We start from the raw sequence: 16,605 nt of genomic DNA, 5'->3' as shown, positions 1-16,605 counted from the left end.
TGGCTCATGACTTCTTGGCCTTGGTGGTGTGGGCGGCGACCCAGATCGCGACCGCGATGAGCGTGCCGAGGCCGAAGATCCAGCCGAACAGACCCTCGGTCACGGGACCGAGGCTGCCCAGGGTGAGACCGCCGGGGTTGGGCTCATCGTTGGTGGTGTGGCGCACGAAGGCCACGATCTGCTTCTTCTGCTCCTCGGGCATGGTGGTGTCCGGGAACGACGGCATGTTCTGCGGGCCGGTCTGCATGGCCTCGTAGATGTGCTTGGCTTCCACGCCCTCGAGCGACGGGGCGTACTTGCCCTTGGTCAGGGCACCACCCTGGCCGGAGAAGTTGTGGCACTGGGCGCAGTTGGTGCGGAACAGCTCACCGCCCTTGGCGAGGTCCTCGGGGTTGGTCGAGGTGTACTGCTCCTCCCTCGGGGTCACCGGGCCGGGACCGAGGGAGGCGACGTAGGCGGCGAGCTGGTCGATCTCGCCCTGGGAGTAGATGTTCTTCTTGCGCGGGACCTGGGCGCCGGGCTGCTGGGCCGGCATGCGGCCGGTGCCGACCTGGAAGTCGACGGCGGCGGAGCCGACGCCGACCAGGCTCGGACCGTCGCTGCTGCCCTGGCCGTTCAGGCCGTGGCAGGAGGAGCAGCCCACGGCGAAGAGCTTCTTGCCCTCATCGATCGCGAGCGACTGCGCGGCGACGTCGGCCTGCGCCTTGTCGGCGGGCGCGAACGCGGCGTACAGCCCCCCGGTTGCCGCCAGGGCGAGAAGTAGGACGACCAGCGCCGCCAATGGGTGGCGCCGTCGTGCGGAGAGCTTTTTCACGGAATAACCCCGGTGTCAGGATCTGGTCGACTGGTGGGTGCACCCGGCGGCCGGTCTGGCCGGCACGAGGCTGCCCGTCTAGGGCTGCGCGCGCGGTCGGTCGGTGGGAGCGTCGGCACCGGCAGAAGCGGCCCGTCGCCGGTGAGGGCGGGGGCCGCAGCCGGTGGCCAGCGACCTGATCAGCTGGTTACTTGATCAGGTAGATGGTCGCGAACAGGCCGATCCACACGACGTCGACGAAGTGCCAGTAGTACGACACGACGATCGCGGCGGTGGCCTGCTCGTGCGTGAAGCGCTTGGCTGCGTACGTCCGTCCCAGGACCAGCAGGAAGGCGATCAGACCACCCGTCACGTGCAGACCGTGGAAGCCGGTGGTCAGGTAGAACACCGTGCCGTACGGGTCGGAGGACAGCGACAGGCCGTCCTTCTTGACCAGATCGGTGTACTCGAAGACCTGGCCGCCGATGAAGATCGCGCCCATGGCGAACGTGAGGATGAACCAAGCCCGGAGCTTCTTCACGTCACCGCGCTCGGCGGCGAACACGCCGAGCTGACAGGTCAGCGAGGAGAGCACCAGGATGGTGGTGTTGACCGAGGAGAAGGGCACGTTGAGGGCGTGGGCCTTCTCGGTCCAGAACTCCGGCCCCTTGACGGAGCGGAGCGTGAAGTACATCGCGAAGAGGGCCGCGAAGAACATCAACTCGGAACTGAGCCAGACGATCGTTCCGACGCTGACCATGTTCGGCCGGTTGACCGATCCGTGCGCGTGCCCGGTTTCTACTGCTGTTGCTGTCGCCACGACGGACATTATGTCGGTCCCTTATTCCGTCTTCACGTCGGGGGGTGTCCCTCGGAGTGTCCGGTGCGTGCGGTATGCCCGCTTGGCGGTCGACGGGGGGTCCGGACGGGGGCTGAGCAGCGGCGCGTCCCTTTTCTGATGGTTCCTCGGGGCAGCTTACGACCCCCTTGCCCGGCGCGTCGTTGCACGGCCGGAGCAGTCCCGGGAGGTACGGGGGAGGGGGCCCGGGTCGGCCGTACGGGTGGACCGGGCGGGGCCGGGTGACGGGCCGTCCTCCGGGCGGGTGAGCCCGGGGCGCCGGGGGCTCGGCGAGGAAGGTGCGCGAGGGGGACTCGGCGACGGGTGATCGGGAGTAGCATCCGGATCAGGCGAACGTGGTCCGGATCACACTTGAGGGAGCAGGGTCCATGGCGTACACGACCGATGAGACGCTCACCGTCCTCGTCTACAGCGACGACCGCAACACCCGCGAGCAGGTGCTGACGGCGCTCGGCCGTCGGCCCGCCGAGGATCTTCCGGAACTGTCCTACCTGGAGTGCGCGACCACCCCCGCGGTGCTCAAGGCGCTGGAGAAGGGGGGCGTGGACCTCTGCCTGCTGGACGGCGAGGCGGTGCCGGCCGGCGGGCTGGGCCTCGCGCGGCAGCTCAAGGACGAGATCTACGGCTGCCCGCCGGTGCTGGTGCTGATCGGCCGGCCGCAGGACTCCTGGCTCGCCGCCTGGAGCCGGGCCGACGCGGCGATCTCCCGCCCGGTGGACCCGGTGGCCCTGGCCGAGGCGGTGGCCACCCTGCTGCGGGCCCGGCTGGCCAAGCGCGCTCCGGCGGTCCGCTGAGCGCGGCCCCGGCCGCAGTCGGAAGAAGTAGGGGAGAGGCGACCGCTCCGCTCGATAGGCTGGCTCCATCCGTACGGACGTCCCCCCGGAGCGGGGGAACCGACAACAGTGGAGTCAGCCATGGTGAACGTGAACCCTGCGAACGGCGGTAGCGACCCCGCGCAGGTGGTCCGCTCCTGGCCGGATCTCCTGACGGCACTGTTGAAGGGGGAGGACCTCGACCGCTCGTCCACCGCCTGGGCGATGGACCGGATCATGAGCGGCGAGGCGTCCCCCGCCCAGGTGGCCGGGTTCATGGTCGCGCTGCGGGCCAAGGGCGAGTCGGTCGAGGAGATCACCGGCCTGGTCGACGCGATGTACGAGCACGCCGAGCCGCTGGACATCCCCGGCCCGGCGGTGGACATCGTCGGCACCGGCGGCGACCGGGCGAAGACCGTCAACATCTCCACCATGTCGGCGATCGTCGCGGCCGCCGCCGGGGCCAAGGTGATCAAGCACGGCAACCGATCCGCCTCCTCCGCCAGCGGCTCCTCGGACGTGCTGGAGAAGCTCGGGGTGGCGCTGGACCTGTCGCCCCGGCGGGTGGCCGAGGTGGCCGAGGAGGTCGGGCTCACCTTCTGCTTCGCGGCGAAGTTCCACCCCTCGATGCGGCACGCCGCCACGGCGCGGGTCGACCTCGGGGTGCCGACCGCCTTCAACATCCTCGGCCCGCTGACCAACCCGGCGAAGGTCACGGCGCACGCCGTCGGCTGCTTCGACACCCGGCTGGCCGGGCTGATCGCCGGCGTGCTGGCCCGGCGGGGCTCGACGGCGCTGGTCTTCCGCGGCGACGACGGGCTGGACGAGCTGACCATCACCACCACCTCGCAGGTGTGGCTGGTGCGCGACGGGGTGGTCACCGAGATCACCTTCGACCCGCGGGACGTCGGCATCGAGCTGGTCGGCATCGAGGCGCTGCGCGGGGCGGACGCCTCGTACAACGCCGAGGTCGCGCGGCGGCTGCTGGCGGGGGAGCACGGGCCGGTGCGGGACGCCGTCCTGCTGAACACGGCGGCGGCCCTGGTGGCGCTGGACCTGGGCGAGGCGCCGCTCGCCGAACAGCTGGCGGCGGGCATGGAGCGGGCCGCGAAGGCGATCGACTCCGGCGCGGCGCAGGACCTGCTGCGGCGCTGGTCGGAGGCCACCAGCCGGGCCTGAAGCGGAGGTCGGAAGCCCGTACCGGGGGCACCGGTGCGGGCTTCCACGCCGTGTCCGGATGCTGGACGGCCGTTTGACCGCCCGCTGGACGGGACCTAGAGTCTTCGCCAGGTCATGAGCGACAGCGCCAAGCCCCAGCTTGCTGTCCGGCAACCCTCCGTCCGTGGCGGGGTGCCCTGGGTGAGGACCGGGTCGTCACGGCAAACCGTCCGTGCGACAAGCGCGGACACCGGACGGCTTGCACTCCCGGGGTCCCTTACCCGTAGAAGGAGTGCATCCATGTCCGCTCACCCCTCTCCCGTCACCACCCTCCTCTCGTCGCGCTCCGCGCGGCAGCCCTCTGCCGAGCCCTGTGCCCCGCTCGCCGTCCTCGGCGCCGACGTCCAGGTCCCGCTCGCCAGCGGTGAGAAGGTCGGGTACGCCGCGCTCGACTACGCGGCCAGCTCGCCGGCGCTCCAGCGGGTGTGGGACGACGTCGCCGCCTACGCGCCGTACTACGGCAGCGTGCACCGCGGGGCCGGGTACCTCTCGCAGCTGTCCACCGACCTGTTCGAGCAGAGCCGCCGCACCGTCGGCGAGTTCCTCGACCTGCGCGAGGGCGACCAGGTGGTCTTCACCCGGGCCACCACCGACTCGCTCAACCTGCTGGCCGCCGCCGTTCCGGCCGGCACCCGGGTGTTCGCCTTCGAGACCGAGCACCACGCCTCGCTGCTGCCCTGGGCGCACGCCGGACTGGGCGTCACCTACCTGCGGGCGCCGCGCTCGCGGGCCGAGGCGGTGGCCGCGCTGGACGCCGCGCTCGCCGAGGCGCCCGAGGGCCCCAAGCTGCTGTGCGTCACCGGCGCCTCCAACGTGACCGGCGAGCTGTGGCCGGTCGCCGAGCTGACCGGGACCGCCCACCGGCACGGCGCCCGGGTGGTGCTGGACGCCGCCCAGCTGGCGCCCCACCACCGGGTCTCGGTGCGCGAGCTGGACGTCGACTGGATCGCCTTCTCCGGCCACAAGATCTACGCGCCGTTCGGCGCCGGGGTGCTGGCCGGCCGGGCCGACTGGCTGGACGCGGCCGAGCCGTACCTGGCGGGCGGCGGGGCGACCCGGACGGTGGCCCGGGAGGCCGACGGGTCGGTGGCCGTGCAGTGGCACACCGGTCCGGCGCGGCACGAGGCCGGCTCGCCGAACGTCATCGGCGCCTACGCGATCGCCTCGGCCTGCCGGGCGCTGACCGAGGCCGGCTTCGACGCGCTGGAGGCCCGCGAGCAGCAGCTGATCGCGCGGCTGACGGCCGGGCTGGCAGCGATCCCGCAGGTCAAGGTCCTCAACCTGTTCGGGGCCGACTCCGCCCGGGTGGGCGTGCTGTCCTTCGTCGTCCAGGGCTGGAACAGCTCGCACTTCTCGGCCGCGCTGTCCGCCGAGTACGGCATCGGGGTGCGCGACGGCCTGTTCTGCGCCCACCCGCTGGTGCGCACCCTGCTGGGGGACGAGGAGGTGGCTCCGTCCGAGTGCGGGGCGCCGGAGCCGTCGCTGCCGGGCGAGCGCAGCCTGAACGCGATCCGGGTGAGCTTCGGCGCCGGGACGCCGGACGAGCACGTCGACCGCTTCCTGACCGCCGTCCGGGAGCTGGTCACGGACGGCGCGGCCTGGAACTACCGCAACGAGGGCGGGCGCTGCGTCGCCGACACCCGGCGCGCGGGCTGACCGCTACTCGTCCAGGCCGAGGGCGAAGGCGGCTTCCAGGTCGTGCTGGGAGTAGGTGCGGAAGGCGATCTGGGTCTCGGTGTCGGCCACGCCCGGGACCTTGTTGAGCCGGCCCGGGATGACCTCGGCCAGGTCGTCGTGCCGGCGCACCCGCACCATCGCCACCAGGTTGTAGCCGCCGGTCACCGAGTAGACCTCGCTCACGCCCTCGATGGCGGCGATGGCCTCGGCGATCTCCGGGATGCGGTCGACACTGGTCTTGATCAGGACGATGGCGGTGATCACTTTTCGGGCTCCTTTGTGAGGTGCCGCCAGCGTATCGGGCGTCAGCCGGGTCGTCGCGGGGGGTGGCGGGCGGCGGCACAGGCGAAGAGGAACCCGGCGCAGAAGCCGATCACGTGGACCAGGTAGGCCACCCCCGGGCCCGCCGAGTGCACCGACCACCACTGAAGGGTGAACCAGAGGCCGAGCACCAGCCAGGCGGGGAAGCGCAGCGGCAGGAAGAACAGCAGCGGGACCAGGGTGGTCACCCGGGCCCGGGGGTGGAAGCGCAGGTAGGCGCCGAGGACGGCGGAGATCGCGCCGGAGGCCCCGATGAGCACCCGGGTGGCATCCGGCGAGTGCGCCTCGGCGAGGGCGAAGCCGTACGTGCTCAGGCAGCCGGCCGCCAGGTAGAACACGGCGTACCGGGCCCGGCCCAGCCGTCGTTCGACGGTGGGGCCGAAGACGTGGAGGAACAGCAGGTTCCCCAGCAGGTGCAGCCAGCCGGCGTGCAGGAAGAGGCCGGTGAGGACGGACAGGGCCGGGTGCTTGCCGGGGGTGGGGGCGGCCGGGCAGCCGGGGACCGGGTCCGGGGCCTCGGCCAGCTGTTCGGCGGTCAGCGGCCGGCCGGCCGGCAGCTCGGCGGGGACGGCGCCCCAGCGCTGCTCGTACCGCTGCTCCGCGCAGACCCGGGCCTGGCCGGAGCCGTACACCGGGTTGAGCCCGGCGGCCGGGCCGAGCAGGAAGACCAGGGTGTTGAGCGCGATCAGGGCGTAGCTGACCGCCGGGGCGGTCGACGCCCGGGCGGCGGTGTGGTCGGAGGCCGCGAGCGCCATGCGGCCAAGCATCCCTCCGGGCGCCGCAGGTGACACGACGGTTTACGGCAGGTGGACCAGTGCGGTTGTTCGGGCAACCGGTGGTCGCGGTGGTTGCCCCAGGCAATAGGCTTGGGGCGGGCATTCCCGCCTCCCGCCGCCGACGCCGGGGCTCCGTGGGGAGCGCCTAGCCCACCCAGGGACCACCCGAGAGGACCCCCGATGACCGTCCCCGCCCTGACCGCCGAGACGCGCTGGCGCTGCACCCTGTGCGGCAACCTCACCCGCTTCGACGTGACCCGCACCGCGCGGGTGACCGAGTTCCTGCACTTCGACCTGGCCGGCGAGGCCAAGGTCGAGGAGACCGAGGTGCTGAGCGAGACCATCGAGTCGGTGCGCTGCCGCTGGTGCAACGCGGTGGACCAGGTCGAGCTGGTGGCCCGTCCGGGTGCCGAGGGCGCGGAGGCCCCCGCCGAGCAGGGCTGACGCCCGTCGGTGCGGCGGGCGGGTGCGCGGCGCGCCCGTCCGGCGCACGGGACAATACAGAACAAGACGCACGGAGCGTGACGACAGGGGCGGCCGCCGCCGTACCCCGCTGGACCAGGATCGGAGCCGAGGACGTGGTGGACGCAGCGAAGGAGCCCGGCGAAGCCCAGGGGCTTCAGCCCGCTGCGGCCGAGGCCCCGGCCGAGGGGGCCGGGGCGGTGGAGGGCTCCACGGGCCCCGAGGCGGAGCGCGTCGTCGAGAAGCTCGACCGGCCGCTGCCGGAGGGGGTGCGCCGGCGGGTGGTCGGGCTGGCCTCGGACGCGCTCGGCGGGCTGCCGTCGGCCGAGCTTCCGCAGGGCCTGCGCCAGTACGTCAAGTTCACCCCGGCCCGGCGGGCCAAGTACGCGGCCACCGCGCTGGCGGCGGCGCTGGAGGCGGAGCCGGCCTTCCGGGTGCGGATAGCGGAGCGGCTGCGGCTGGGGCAGCCGGACCTGGTGAAGGCGCTGGAGGCGGGCACCGTCCCGAGCGCCGCCGATCCGATGGACGTCGCGGCCGCCGCCTACCTGGTGCGTTCGGCGGGCTGGAGCCGGCTGGTGACCGAGGCCGGCGAGGAGGCCGAGCGGGCCGGTGCCGAGGACGCGGCCGCGGAGGCGGCCCGGCTGGTGGAGAAGCTCCAGGCCGAGCTGGCCGAGCTGCGGGCCTCCGCGCGGGCGGACCTGGACCGGCAGCGGGCCGAGTTCGAGGGCGTCCGCAAGGAGGCCGAGTCGCTGCGCCGGAAGGTGCGGTCGCTGGAGAGCGACACCCGCCGGGCGCAGGCGGAGGCCCGCCGGGTGACCGGCGAGTTGGAGGCCGCGAGGGCGCAGGCCGCGGCGGAGCGCGGTGCGGCCGAGAGCGAGGCGCGCAGGCTCCGGCACCGGGTCTCCGAGTTGGAGAACGCGGCGGAGCAGGGCCGCCGGTCGGCCCGGGAGGGGCGCAGCGTCGAGGACATGCGGCTGCGGCTGCTGCTGGACACCGTGTTGCAGTCGGCCCAGGGGCTCCAGCGGGAGCTGGCGCTGCCGGTCTCCCAGATCCGTCCGGCGGACCTGGTGGAGGCGGTGGTGCCGGGGGCGGCCTCGCCGCACGACGTGGCCCGGCGCGGGCTGGCCGAGGACGATCCGGCGCTGCTGGACCAGCTGCTGGCGATCCCCCAGGTGCACCTGGTGGTGGACGGCTACAACGTGACCAAGACCGGCTATCCGACGCTTCCGCTGGAGCAGCAGCGGATCCGGCTGCTGGGCGGGCTGGCGATGCTGGCCCAGCGCACCCAGGCGGAGGTCACCTGCGTGTTCGACGGGCAGGACCTGGACGTCCCGGTGATCATGGCGCCGCCGCGCGGGGTCCGGGTACGGTTCAGCCGGACCGGGGAGACGGCCGACGAGCTGATCCGCCGTCTGGTGCGGGCCGAGCCGCAGGGGCGTCCGGTGGTGGTGGTGTCCACCGACCGGGAGGTCGCGGAGGGCGTGCGGAAGGCGGGCGCGCGCCCGGTGGCCTCGGTGCTGCTGCTGAACCGGCTGGCCCGGCCCTGAGGCCGGATCCGGGCGTGGGAACGCCTGGTCGGAAGGGGTCCGGGGGCCCGGTGGGGTTTCCGTGAAGTCAGTGTGGGTGACCGGAGTTCACGCCTTTGGGGGAGTGGCAGAACGGATTGAACTTCACTAGGGTCAGGTGTCAAACCTATTTTCCGGAATCTCATCCCATCAGGTGAGTCCGATCAGGTGAGTCCGATGGAAGAAGGAGCCGGTCACTTGGCCACCCACCGCCGTCCCAAGCAGCCGAGCCGCGCGCGGATCTCCGTGCTCACCGCTGCCGCTGCGACCGCGGTCGCCCTCTCCGCCCAGGTGGCGGCGCACGCCGCGCCGCAGCCGAACACGTCGGACGTCAAGGCGCAGATCGACCAGCTCCAGCAGGAGCAGGAGCAGGCGGCGGAGAAGTACAACGGCGCCAAGGAGCGGGCCGACCAGCTGCGCAAGCAGGCCGACCAGCTCCAGGACCAGGTGGCCCGCGGCCAGGAGGAGATGACCCAGCTCCAGGGCGGCCTCGCCGAGGTGGCGGGCGAGCAGTACCGCACCGGCGGCATCGACGCGTCCGTCCAGCTGATGCTCTCCTCCGACCCCTCCGGCTACCTGGAGAAGGCCTCCACCATCCAGCAGGCCAGCACCAGTCAGGCCGAGGCGCTCAAGAACCTGCTGGAGCAGCAGCGCCGGCTGGACCAGGAGAAGACCGAGGCGGCCGCGGTGCTCGCCTCGCTCGACACCACCACCAAGGACCTGAACCAGGCCAAGACGGACGTCAACGCCAAGCTGAAGGCCGCTCAGGACCTGCTGAACTCGCTCAGCGCGGCCGACCGTGCCGCGCTGCGGGCCCAGCAGGCGCAGGACGAGCGCGCCTCGCGCGGCAGCGAGCGGGTGGACCTGGGAAGCCTGCCGGCGGCCAGCGGCTACGCGGCCACCGCGGTGTCCAAGGCGATGAGCAAGCAGGGCTCGCCGTACGTGTGGGGCGCCACCGGCTCGACCACCTTCGACTGCTCGGGCCTGATGGTCTGGGCGTACGGGCAGGCCGGCGTCTCGCTGCCGCGCACCTCGCAGGAGCAGGGCCACTACGGCACCCGGGTGCCCTCGCTGGACCAGGCCCAGCCGGGTGACCTGGTGGTCTACGGCTCCGACATGCACCACGTCGGGATGTACATCGGCAACGGCATGGTGGTCCACGCGCCGCACACCGGTGACGTGGTGAAGGTGATGAAGGCGGACGCGATGCCCATCAACACCATCCGCCGGGTCTGACGGGCCGACATGCCCGAGGGGCTCCCGCGGCCCTTGTGACCAGCGCCACCCCCGCCCGGGGGTGGCGTTCGGGTTTTCCGCGCCTTTTGTGACCACATGCTGAGAACCGATCAGCCTTGCGTGCGTCAGTGGTCACCATCGGTCATTTTCACAAAAGAACTTGGGTAATCTTCTGTCTTTTTTCTGACAAGGATTTGAACGGATCACGGTTCAGTTACTAGGGTCGTGCTCCGAACCACCGCACTGTCGATCGCCCAGCCTGGGTGGCGGCGGTGGTTTCCGCCGAGTTCGCGAGGCAGCGGGGCAGGTCGAAGCGACTGCCCGACAGGGGAGCCCAGTGTTCGGGGGCGCTGCGGAGCGGAGCCGGGGAACCACGTTCCTCCGGGGTGAATCGGCGCCAGGTCGGCCGCCGGCGCGGCCGTGAGGCGTCGTAGGGCATGCTTCCGGCCCGAACCCGTCAGCTCACCCGGTAGGCGGACGTAGGAAGAAGGAGTCCGCCTTCGTGGCGTCCCATCGTCGTCCCAAGCCCGCCGGCCGCACCCGCGTCTCGATCATGACCGGCCTCGCCGCCGCAGCCGTCGCCCTCTCCGCGCAGTCCGGCGCCCACGCCGACCCGCAGCCGACCAAGGAACAGGTCAAGGAGCAGGTCGACCAGTACAACGAGCAGGCCGAGGTCGCGACCGAGAAGTACAACGCCTCGCTGGAGAAGCAGCAGGAGCTGGAGAAGCAGGTCTCCGGCCTCCAGGACCAGGTGGCCCGTCAGCAGGCCCAGGTGACCGAGCTCCAGGGCGGGCTCGCGGAGATCGCCGGCGAGCAGTACCGCAACGGCGGCATCTCGCCGACCGTCCAGCTGATGTTCTCCTCCAGCCCGGACACCTTCCTGAACCAGGCCGGTGCGCTGAACCAGGCCGGGGACAGCCAGAAGAACCAGCTGAAGCAGCTCCAGGAGCAGCAGCGCAAGCTGGACCAGGACCGCACCGAGGCCCAGGGCAAGCTCGCCGAGCTGGACTCCACCACCCAGCAGCTGAAGGCCTCCAAGGAGGAGGTCCAGAGCAAGCTGAAGGCCGCCCAGGACCTGTTCAACACGCTGTCCGAGCAGGAGCGCCAGGCGATCCAGCAGGCCGAGCAGAAGGCCGCGGCGGACGCCAAGGCCAAGGCCGACGCCGCCCAGGCCCAGCAGGGCGGTGCCGACCGCGCCTCGCGCGACAACGGCCGCAGCGACCTCTCGGCCCCCTCGACCACCGCTCCGGTGAAGGTGGCCGCGGGCAGCTCGCGCGGTGCCGCCGCGCTCTCGTACGCCGCCTCCAAGATCGGCAGCCCGTACGTCTGGGGCGCCACCGGCCCGAGCTCCTTCGACTGCTCCGGCCTGATGGTCTGGGCGTACAACCAGGCGGGCGTGTCGCTGCCGCGCACCTCGCAGGCGCAGGCCGGGGCCGGCACCCGGATCGGCACCGACCTCTCCCAGGCCCAGCCCGGCGACCTGCTGATCTTCTACAGCGACGCCCACCACGTCGGCATCTACGCCGGCAACGGCCAGGTGCTGCACGCCCCCAAGCCGGGTGCGTCGGTGCGCTACGAGGCGGTCTCCAACATGCCGCTGGCCTCCATCGTGCGGGTCTGATCCCCGCTCGGACGCTCTCAGGCCCGGTCTTCCCCGAGGGGAGGCCGGGCCTGCGGCTTTTGCGGGCGGGTCGATCTGATGTCCGATTAGTGAGCGAATATTCGGGTTGGGAGGGGTTTGGACTCGCTTGCCCGGACTCGCTAACGTCTGCCACCGGACTTCCGCTCGACGGCCGCCCGCAGTGGTGCGGCGGCGGGGGCCCGCGCCGCAGGATTGGAGTCGCCGCCGCCATGCCCGTGCACCGTCGTTCCCCACTGCTCGCCCGGGCGCTGGTGCTGACAGCGGCCGCCGCCACCGCGTTGGGCGTGGCCTCCGGCGGCAGCGCCCAGGCCGCCCCCGGCACCCCGGACCCGACCGACCGTCAGGACGTCAAGGCGCAGGTGGAGCAGCTGTACGACGAGGCCGAGCAGGCGTCCGAGAAGTACAACGCCGCCCAGGAGGCGCAGCGGCGGCTCCAGGGCGAGACCACCATCCTCCAGGGGGAGATCGCCCTCGCGCAGGACCAGCTCAACCAGCTGCGCGGCGACCTGGCGACGGTCGCCGGGGCCGAGTACCGCGGCGGCGGGATGACCCAGACCGCCCAGCTGATCCTCTCGCCCGACCCGGAGGGGTACCTCGCCCGCGCCCGCACCATGGGCCAGGCCGCCACCCGCCAGCAGGAGACCCTGCACGAGCTGCTCACCCGTCAGCGCCGGCTCGACCAGCGCCGCACCGAGGCGGCCGACAAGCTCGCCGAGCTGGACGAGACCCGCCGCTCGCTCGCGGACAGCAAGCAGCAGATCCAGCAGCGGCTGGCCGCGGCGCAGAAGCTGCTCAACGGACTGGGCGCCGGCGAGCGGGCCCGGCTGGCGGCGCAGGACGCCCGCGACGCCGAGCAGCGCGCCACCCGCGGCACCGACCGGCTGGACCTCGGCTCCGCGCCGCCCGCCTCCGAGCGCGGGGCCGCCGCGCTGGCCGCCGCGGTGCGGATGATCGGCTCGCCGTACGTCTACGGGGCCACCGGGCCGAACGCGTTCGACTGCTCCGGTCTGATGTACTACAGCTGGCGGCAGGCCGGAGTGACCCTGCCGCGCACCTCGCAGGCCCAGGCGTACGCCGGGCAGCGGATCAGCCTGTCCGAAGCGCGACCGGGAGACCTGGTGATCTTCTACCGGGACATGCACCACGTCGGCATGTACGCCGGCGGCGGTGTGATCGTGCACGCCCCCCGCCCGGGCGCCAAGGTCCGCTACGAGAGCGTCACCGCGATGCCGGTCTCCGGGGTGGTCCGGCTCTGAACGCCTCGCCGTCAGGCTCCCCGCGGATACCCGCCCCCCGCCGCGCGCTGTCCCGGCGCGGCGCGCTGCTGCTCGCCGCCGGCGGGCTGGCCCAGCTGTCGCTGCCGCCGGCCGCTCCGGCGGCGGTGCCCGCGGCCCGGTCGGCGGACCGGCGCGCCGGGGTGGCCGGGGCGCTGGCGCGGCGGGCGGGCTCGGCGCCGCCCTGGGCCGGGCTGCCGGTGGCCGGGGCGGAGTACCGCAACCTGGTGCTCGCCGGGTCCGGCGGTCCGGAGCGGGTGACCGCGGCCGCCGACCTGGTGGTGCGGATCGCCGGGTACGACGCGTACCCGGTGGTCTACCCCCGCCGGATCGAGCTGGCCCGGGCGGGGGAGGGCTGGCGGGTCGAGCGCGAGGAGAGCGCGAGCGGGCCGCCCGCGCCGTGGGACTTCGGGCCGCTCCGCTCGGCGCCGGGCGCGCACTGCCTGGTGGTCGGGCCCGCCGACGGCCCCGACCCGGCCGAGCTGGTCGCGGTGGGGGACCGGGCGGTGCCCGCCGTCACCGAGGTCTGGGGCGCGGCCTGGCCGCAGCGGCTGCTGCTGGAGCGGCCGGCCACCCAGGAGCAGTTCGCCCGCCTGCTGGAGGGCGACCCGGAGGACTGGGCGGGCATGGCGGCGGTCACGGTGGCCGCCCCGGGCGCGCCCCGGCACACCCCGGCGGACCGGGTGCTGGTCAACCCGGAGGCGTACGGGCGGCTCAGCGACTTCGGCCGCCAGGTGGTCGTCACCCACGAGGCCACCCACGTGGCGACCAGGGCCGACACCCGCTCCTGGACCCCGATGTGGCTCTCCGAGGGCGCGGCCGACTGGACCGCCTACCGCGACAGCGGCCGCGCCGCGCGGCAGGTCGCCCCCGAGCTGGCCCGGGACGTCGCCGCCGGGAAGCTGCCCACCGCGCTGCCCGCCGACCGGGACTTCGCGGCCGGCGCGGCCGGCATCGCCCAGGCCTACGAGCAGTCCTGGCTGGCCTGCGACCTGATCGCCCGCGACCACGGGCCCCAGCGGCTGGTCGCCTTCTACCGGGCCGTCGGCGCGGCCGACGGACAGGGCGAGGACCGGGAGGGCCGCACCGACCGGCTGATGCGCCGTGAGCTGGGCGTCGGCCTGGAGGAGTTCACCCGGCTCTGGCTGGAGCGGGTGGCGGCGCTCAAGGACTGACCGGCGGCGACCCACCGGCGCGCGCCCGACGGCCGCCGGATCAGCGGCGCTGCTGGGCCGGGGCGGCGCCCGGGTGGCCGATGCCGTCCAGCAGGTCCTGCTCGTAGGCGATGCCCGGACGCACCGGGTAGCCCGCGGCCGGCAGCGCGGCGGGCTCGCGGTCCAGCACCACGGTCGGCGGCAGCGGCGCCTCGCCGCGGGTGGAGCGCCACAGCCGGATGCCGGAGAGCACGGCCGCGGCCAGCAGCAGCAGGTTGCGCAGGGCCAGGGCGGCGACGCCCATCGGCTCGCTGGCCAGGACCTGGCTGAAGAGGGTCGGGAATTCGAGCAGGGTCAGCGGGCAGGCCAGCAGGATCAGCACCGCCACCGGCCGCTGGCTGGTGCCGCGCACGGTCAGGCAGACCGCCGCGACGCCGACCAGCCAGACCAGGTACTGCGGGCTGATCACCCGGCTGGTCACCACGAAGATCAGCAGGGCGCACAGCGCCGCGTCGTACATGGTGGACGCGTTGCGGCGCTTGGAGGTGAAGCGCCACAGCAGCAGCCAGGCGAAGCCCAGCACGGTGCCGGCCATCATCACCTTGCTGATCACGCTGACCCACGGCCCGAGCATCTCGGGGGAGCCGTAGTTCATGGTGACCTTGCCGTCCCAGCCGTCCGCGAGCCGGGCGAGGTGCAGCGGCAGCGCGCCGAGCGACTCGACCTCGATGCCGCGGTCCTTCTGGAAGGCCAGGAAGTCGAAGGCGCCGTTCATCCCGGCCGCCAGGAGGAATCCGACGGAGACGGCGGTGGCGCCGGCCAGCGTCCAGGAGCGGCGGGTGCGGCGGCCGGAGGGGGTGCCGATCAGGCCGAGCAGCGGCCAGACCTTGACGATGCCGCCCAGGCCCAGCAGCAGCCCGCCGACCGCCGGGCGGCGGATCAGCGCCAGCAGGCCGGCCACGGCGACCGCGGTGACGATGACGTCGAAGCGGTTGTAGATCATCGGGCCGAGCAGCGGGACGCCCACCACCCACATCCAGGCGCCGGTCAGCGCCCGGCCCCGGCGCAGGCCGGTGCGGACCAGCAGGGCGGCCGCGGCGGCGTCGGCGATCCCGCAGATCACCCAGAACGAGACCAGGTACGACCACGGCAGCAGGCCCGGCAGCAGGATCACCAGGGCGGCCCCCGGCGGGTACTGCCAGGTCACGTCGTCGAACGGGAAGGTGCCGGTCTGGAGCACGCCGTACCAGGCGTGGTAGATCATCCAGACGTCGGCCGTGACGTCGCCGCCGGGCCCCTTCAGCACGCCGGTCGTCAGCAGCACCAGCAGGGCCCGGGTGGCCACCCAGGTGGCGCCGAGTGCGGCCAGCGCCCCGAGCGGGCGGCCGAGGCGGCCGCGCGAAGAACCGGGCTCGGTGGCCGGGGCCAATTCCACTGCGCTCCCTCGTTCGTCTCGTACGTCCCACCGGAGGCGTCGTACCGACGGACGCCCGGGCCGTGCTGCTTCACGGCCTAGGTACTAGGACAGACCCGGGGGTCAAACGGTTGCCGTGCGCGGTTCCGTTCCCGGTGGGTCGTGGTGTTGACCTATCGTACGGATCACCCAGCGGTACACCGCGCACCCCCCGACCGAGCGAGCCGTGGCCTGATGCACAGAACCCTGATCGTCACCAATGACTTCCCGCCCCGCCCCGGTGGCATCCAGGCCTTCGTCCACAACATGGCCGTCCGTCAGCCCGCAGGCAGCGTCGTGGTGTACGCCTCGACCTGGCGGGACGGCGGCGAGGTGGCCCGCTTCGACGCCGAGCAGCCGTTCCCGGTGATCCGGGACCGGACGAAGGTGATGGTTCCCACACCGCGGGTCACCCGGCGGGCCGCCGAGATCCTGCGCGCGGAGAAGTGCGACTCGGTCTGGTTCGGCGCCGCCGCCCCGCTCGGGCTGATGGCGCCCGCGCTGCGCCGGGCCGGCGCCGGGCGGCTGCTCGGCATGACCCACGGGCACGAGGCGGCCTGGGCCCAGCTGCCGGTCTCCCGGCAGCTGCTGCGCCGGATCGGGGCGGGCACCGACGTGCTGACCTACCTGGGCGAGTACACCCGCTCCCGGATCGCCGCCGCGGTCGGGCCGCGGGCCGCGGCCCGGATGGTGCAGCTGCCGCCGGGCGTGGACGAGGCGACCTTCCACCCGGCCTCGGGGGGCGCCGAGGTGCGCCGCCGGCTGGGGCTGGCGGACCGGCCGGTGGTGGTCTGCGTCTCCCGGCTGGTGCCGCGCAAGGGCCAGGACACCCTGATCGAGGCGATGCCGCAGATCCTCGCCGACGTGCCGGACGCGGTACTGCTGATCGTCGGCGGTGGCCCGTACCGGGCGGACCTGGAGAAGCTCGTGGACGCCACCGGCGTCCGGGACGCGGTGCGGTTCACCGGCGCGGTGCCCTGGGAGGAGCTGCCCGCCCACTACGGGGCCGGGGACGTCTTCGCGATGCCCTGCCGCACCCGGCGCGGCGGGCTGGACGTGGAGGGCCTGGGCATCGTCTACCTGGAGGCCTCGGCGACCGGCCTGCCCGTGGTCGCCGGCGACTCCGGCGGGGCGCCGGACGCGGTGCTGGAGGGCGAGACCGGCTACGTGGTGCCCGGCGGCTCGGCCCCGGCGGCGGCCGAGCGGATCGTCCGGCTGCTGCGCGACGAGGAGCTGCGGCGGCGGATGGGGGAGGCCGGGCGGCGCTGGGTGGAGCGCTCCTGGCGCTGGGACCTGCTGGCCGGGCGGCTGGCCTCGCTGCTGGCGGGGTGACCGCCGGGTGACGCGTGCGGGCCCCGCCTCC

The 16,605-nt window shown here is 73.5% G+C and carries 15 protein-coding genes and 2 riboswitches; of the genes, 10 read left to right on the top strand and 5 right to left on the bottom strand.

The window, feature by feature from the left end:
• Positions 1–4: 4 nt before the first annotated feature.
• Both qcrC and ctaE read right to left on the bottom strand, forming a co-directional pair.
• The gene (qcrC, locus tag ACZ55U_RS07930) at positions 5–814 is read right to left on the bottom strand and encodes a cytochrome bc1 complex diheme cytochrome c subunit (RefSeq protein ID WP_465523577.1); all 810 of its coding nucleotides are present in this window, start codon (positions 812–814) and stop codon (positions 5–7) included.
• A 187-nt stretch (positions 815–1,001) separates the two neighbouring features.
• On the bottom strand, positions 1,002–1,622 hold the full coding sequence (ctaE, locus tag ACZ55U_RS07925; RefSeq protein ID WP_316520843.1) for an aa3-type cytochrome oxidase subunit III: 621 nt from the start codon (positions 1,620–1,622) through the stop codon (positions 1,002–1,004).
• Between the two features lie 398 nt (positions 1,623–2,020).
• Between ctaE and ACZ55U_RS07920 the strand changes: the two genes are divergently transcribed.
• The 3 genes from ACZ55U_RS07920 to ACZ55U_RS07910 all read left to right on the top strand — a co-directional run bounded on the left by ACZ55U_RS07920 (position 2,021) and on the right by ACZ55U_RS07910 (position 5,338).
• Positions 2,021–2,446: a response regulator gene (locus ACZ55U_RS07920; protein ID WP_465523575.1), complete on the top strand. Its 426-nt coding sequence runs from the start codon at positions 2,021–2,023 to the stop codon at positions 2,444–2,446.
• A 120-nt stretch (positions 2,447–2,566) separates the two neighbouring features.
• Positions 2,567–3,643, top strand: a complete 1,077-nt coding sequence (gene trpD, locus ACZ55U_RS07915) for an anthranilate phosphoribosyltransferase (protein WP_465523573.1) — start codon at positions 2,567–2,569, stop codon at positions 3,641–3,643.
• 110 nt (positions 3,644–3,753) lie between these two features.
• Positions 3,754–3,872, top strand: a riboswitch (SAM riboswitch).
• Positions 3,873–3,922: 50 nt separating this feature from the next.
• Positions 3,923–5,338: an aminotransferase class V-fold PLP-dependent enzyme gene (locus tag ACZ55U_RS07910; RefSeq protein ID WP_465523571.1), complete on the top strand. Its 1,416-nt coding sequence runs from the start codon at positions 3,923–3,925 to the stop codon at positions 5,336–5,338.
• A 3-nt stretch (positions 5,339–5,341) separates the two neighbouring features.
• Here ACZ55U_RS07910 and ACZ55U_RS07905 read toward each other — a convergent pair whose 3' ends face one another.
• Both ACZ55U_RS07905 and ACZ55U_RS07900 read right to left on the bottom strand, forming a co-directional pair.
• On the bottom strand, positions 5,342–5,623 hold the full coding sequence (locus tag ACZ55U_RS07905; protein WP_380696208.1) for an Lrp/AsnC ligand binding domain-containing protein: 282 nt from the start codon (positions 5,621–5,623) through the stop codon (positions 5,342–5,344).
• A 41-nt stretch (positions 5,624–5,664) separates the two neighbouring features.
• Complete coding sequence (locus tag ACZ55U_RS07900; protein ID WP_465523569.1) at positions 5,665–6,435, bottom strand: rhomboid family intramembrane serine protease; 771 nt, start codon at positions 6,433–6,435, stop codon at positions 5,665–5,667.
• Between the two features lie 201 nt (positions 6,436–6,636).
• Between ACZ55U_RS07900 and ACZ55U_RS07895 the strand changes: the two genes are divergently transcribed.
• From ACZ55U_RS07895 to ACZ55U_RS07870, 6 genes are all read left to right on the top strand, one after another.
• A complete protein-coding gene (locus ACZ55U_RS07895; protein ID WP_465523567.1) occupies positions 6,637–6,900 on the top strand; it encodes a hypothetical protein in 264 nt (87 codons plus the stop codon).
• A gap of 218 nt (positions 6,901–7,118) precedes the next feature.
• Positions 7,119–8,465 (top strand): NYN domain-containing protein, encoded by a 1,347-nt coding sequence (locus tag ACZ55U_RS07890; protein ID WP_465523703.1) that lies wholly within the window; start codon positions 7,119–7,121, stop codon positions 8,463–8,465.
• 216 nt (positions 8,466–8,681) lie between these two features.
• Entirely contained in the window at positions 8,682–9,719 is a 1,038-nt protein-coding gene (locus ACZ55U_RS07885) for a C40 family peptidase (RefSeq protein WP_465523565.1), read from the top strand.
• A 338-nt stretch (positions 9,720–10,057) separates the two neighbouring features.
• A riboswitch (cyclic di-AMP (ydaO/yuaA leader) is annotated at positions 10,058–10,211 on the top strand.
• Positions 10,212–10,221: 10 nt separating this feature from the next.
• Positions 10,222–11,340: a C40 family peptidase gene (locus ACZ55U_RS07880; protein ID WP_465523563.1), complete on the top strand. Its 1,119-nt coding sequence runs from the start codon at positions 10,222–10,224 to the stop codon at positions 11,338–11,340.
• A 230-nt stretch (positions 11,341–11,570) separates the two neighbouring features.
• On the top strand, positions 11,571–12,617 hold the full coding sequence (locus ACZ55U_RS07875; RefSeq protein WP_465523561.1) for a C40 family peptidase: 1,047 nt from the start codon (positions 11,571–11,573) through the stop codon (positions 12,615–12,617).
• Between the two features lie 125 nt (positions 12,618–12,742).
• Positions 12,743–13,810 (top strand): hypothetical protein, encoded by a 1,068-nt coding sequence (locus ACZ55U_RS07870; RefSeq protein WP_465523559.1) that lies wholly within the window; start codon positions 12,743–12,745, stop codon positions 13,808–13,810.
• A gap of 40 nt (positions 13,811–13,850) precedes the next feature.
• Here the strand turns inward: ACZ55U_RS07870 and ACZ55U_RS07865 are convergent, their stop codons facing one another.
• On the bottom strand, positions 13,851–15,224 hold the full coding sequence (locus tag ACZ55U_RS07865; protein WP_465523557.1) for a glycosyltransferase 87 family protein: 1,374 nt from the start codon (positions 15,222–15,224) through the stop codon (positions 13,851–13,853).
• A gap of 213 nt (positions 15,225–15,437) precedes the next feature.
• Here ACZ55U_RS07865 and ACZ55U_RS07860 point away from each other — a divergent pair, with 213 nt between their 5' ends.
• Positions 15,438–16,574, top strand: coding sequence for a glycosyltransferase family 4 protein (locus ACZ55U_RS07860; protein WP_465523555.1), 1,137 nt, complete (start codon positions 15,438–15,440; stop codon positions 16,572–16,574).
• The last annotated feature ends 31 nt before the right edge of the window (positions 16,575–16,605 follow it).

The sequence above is a fragment of the Kitasatospora sp. NPDC034533 genome (assembly GCF_055575155.1).
The sequence above is the reverse complement of the archived record's forward strand: the minus strand, read 5'-3'. Positions and strand labels throughout refer to the sequence as shown.

What these genes read in the sequence shown, in the direction of transcription:
- ctaE (WP_316520843.1), bottom strand. Translation starts at nt 1,622, where the DNA reads ATGTCCGTCGTGGCGACAGCAACAGCAGTAGAAACCGGGCACGCGCAC.
- ACZ55U_RS07920 (WP_465523575.1), top strand. Translation starts at nt 2,021, where the DNA reads ATGGCGTACACGACCGATGAGACGCTCACCGTCCTCGTCTACAGCGAC.
- trpD (WP_465523573.1), top strand. Translation starts at nt 2,567, where the DNA reads ATGGTGAACGTGAACCCTGCGAACGGCGGTAGCGACCCCGCGCAGGTG.
- ACZ55U_RS07910 (WP_465523571.1), top strand. Translation starts at nt 3,923, where the DNA reads ATGTCCGCTCACCCCTCTCCCGTCACCACCCTCCTCTCGTCGCGCTCC.
- ACZ55U_RS07900 (WP_465523569.1), bottom strand. Translation starts at nt 6,435, where the DNA reads ATGGCGCTCGCGGCCTCCGACCACACCGCCGCCCGGGCGTCGACCGCC.
- ACZ55U_RS07895 (WP_465523567.1), top strand. Translation starts at nt 6,637, where the DNA reads ATGACCGTCCCCGCCCTGACCGCCGAGACGCGCTGGCGCTGCACCCTG.
- ACZ55U_RS07875 (WP_465523561.1), top strand. Translation starts at nt 11,571, where the DNA reads ATGCCCGTGCACCGTCGTTCCCCACTGCTCGCCCGGGCGCTGGTGCTG.
- ACZ55U_RS07860 (WP_465523555.1), top strand. Translation starts at nt 15,438, where the DNA reads ATGCACAGAACCCTGATCGTCACCAATGACTTCCCGCCCCGCCCCGGT.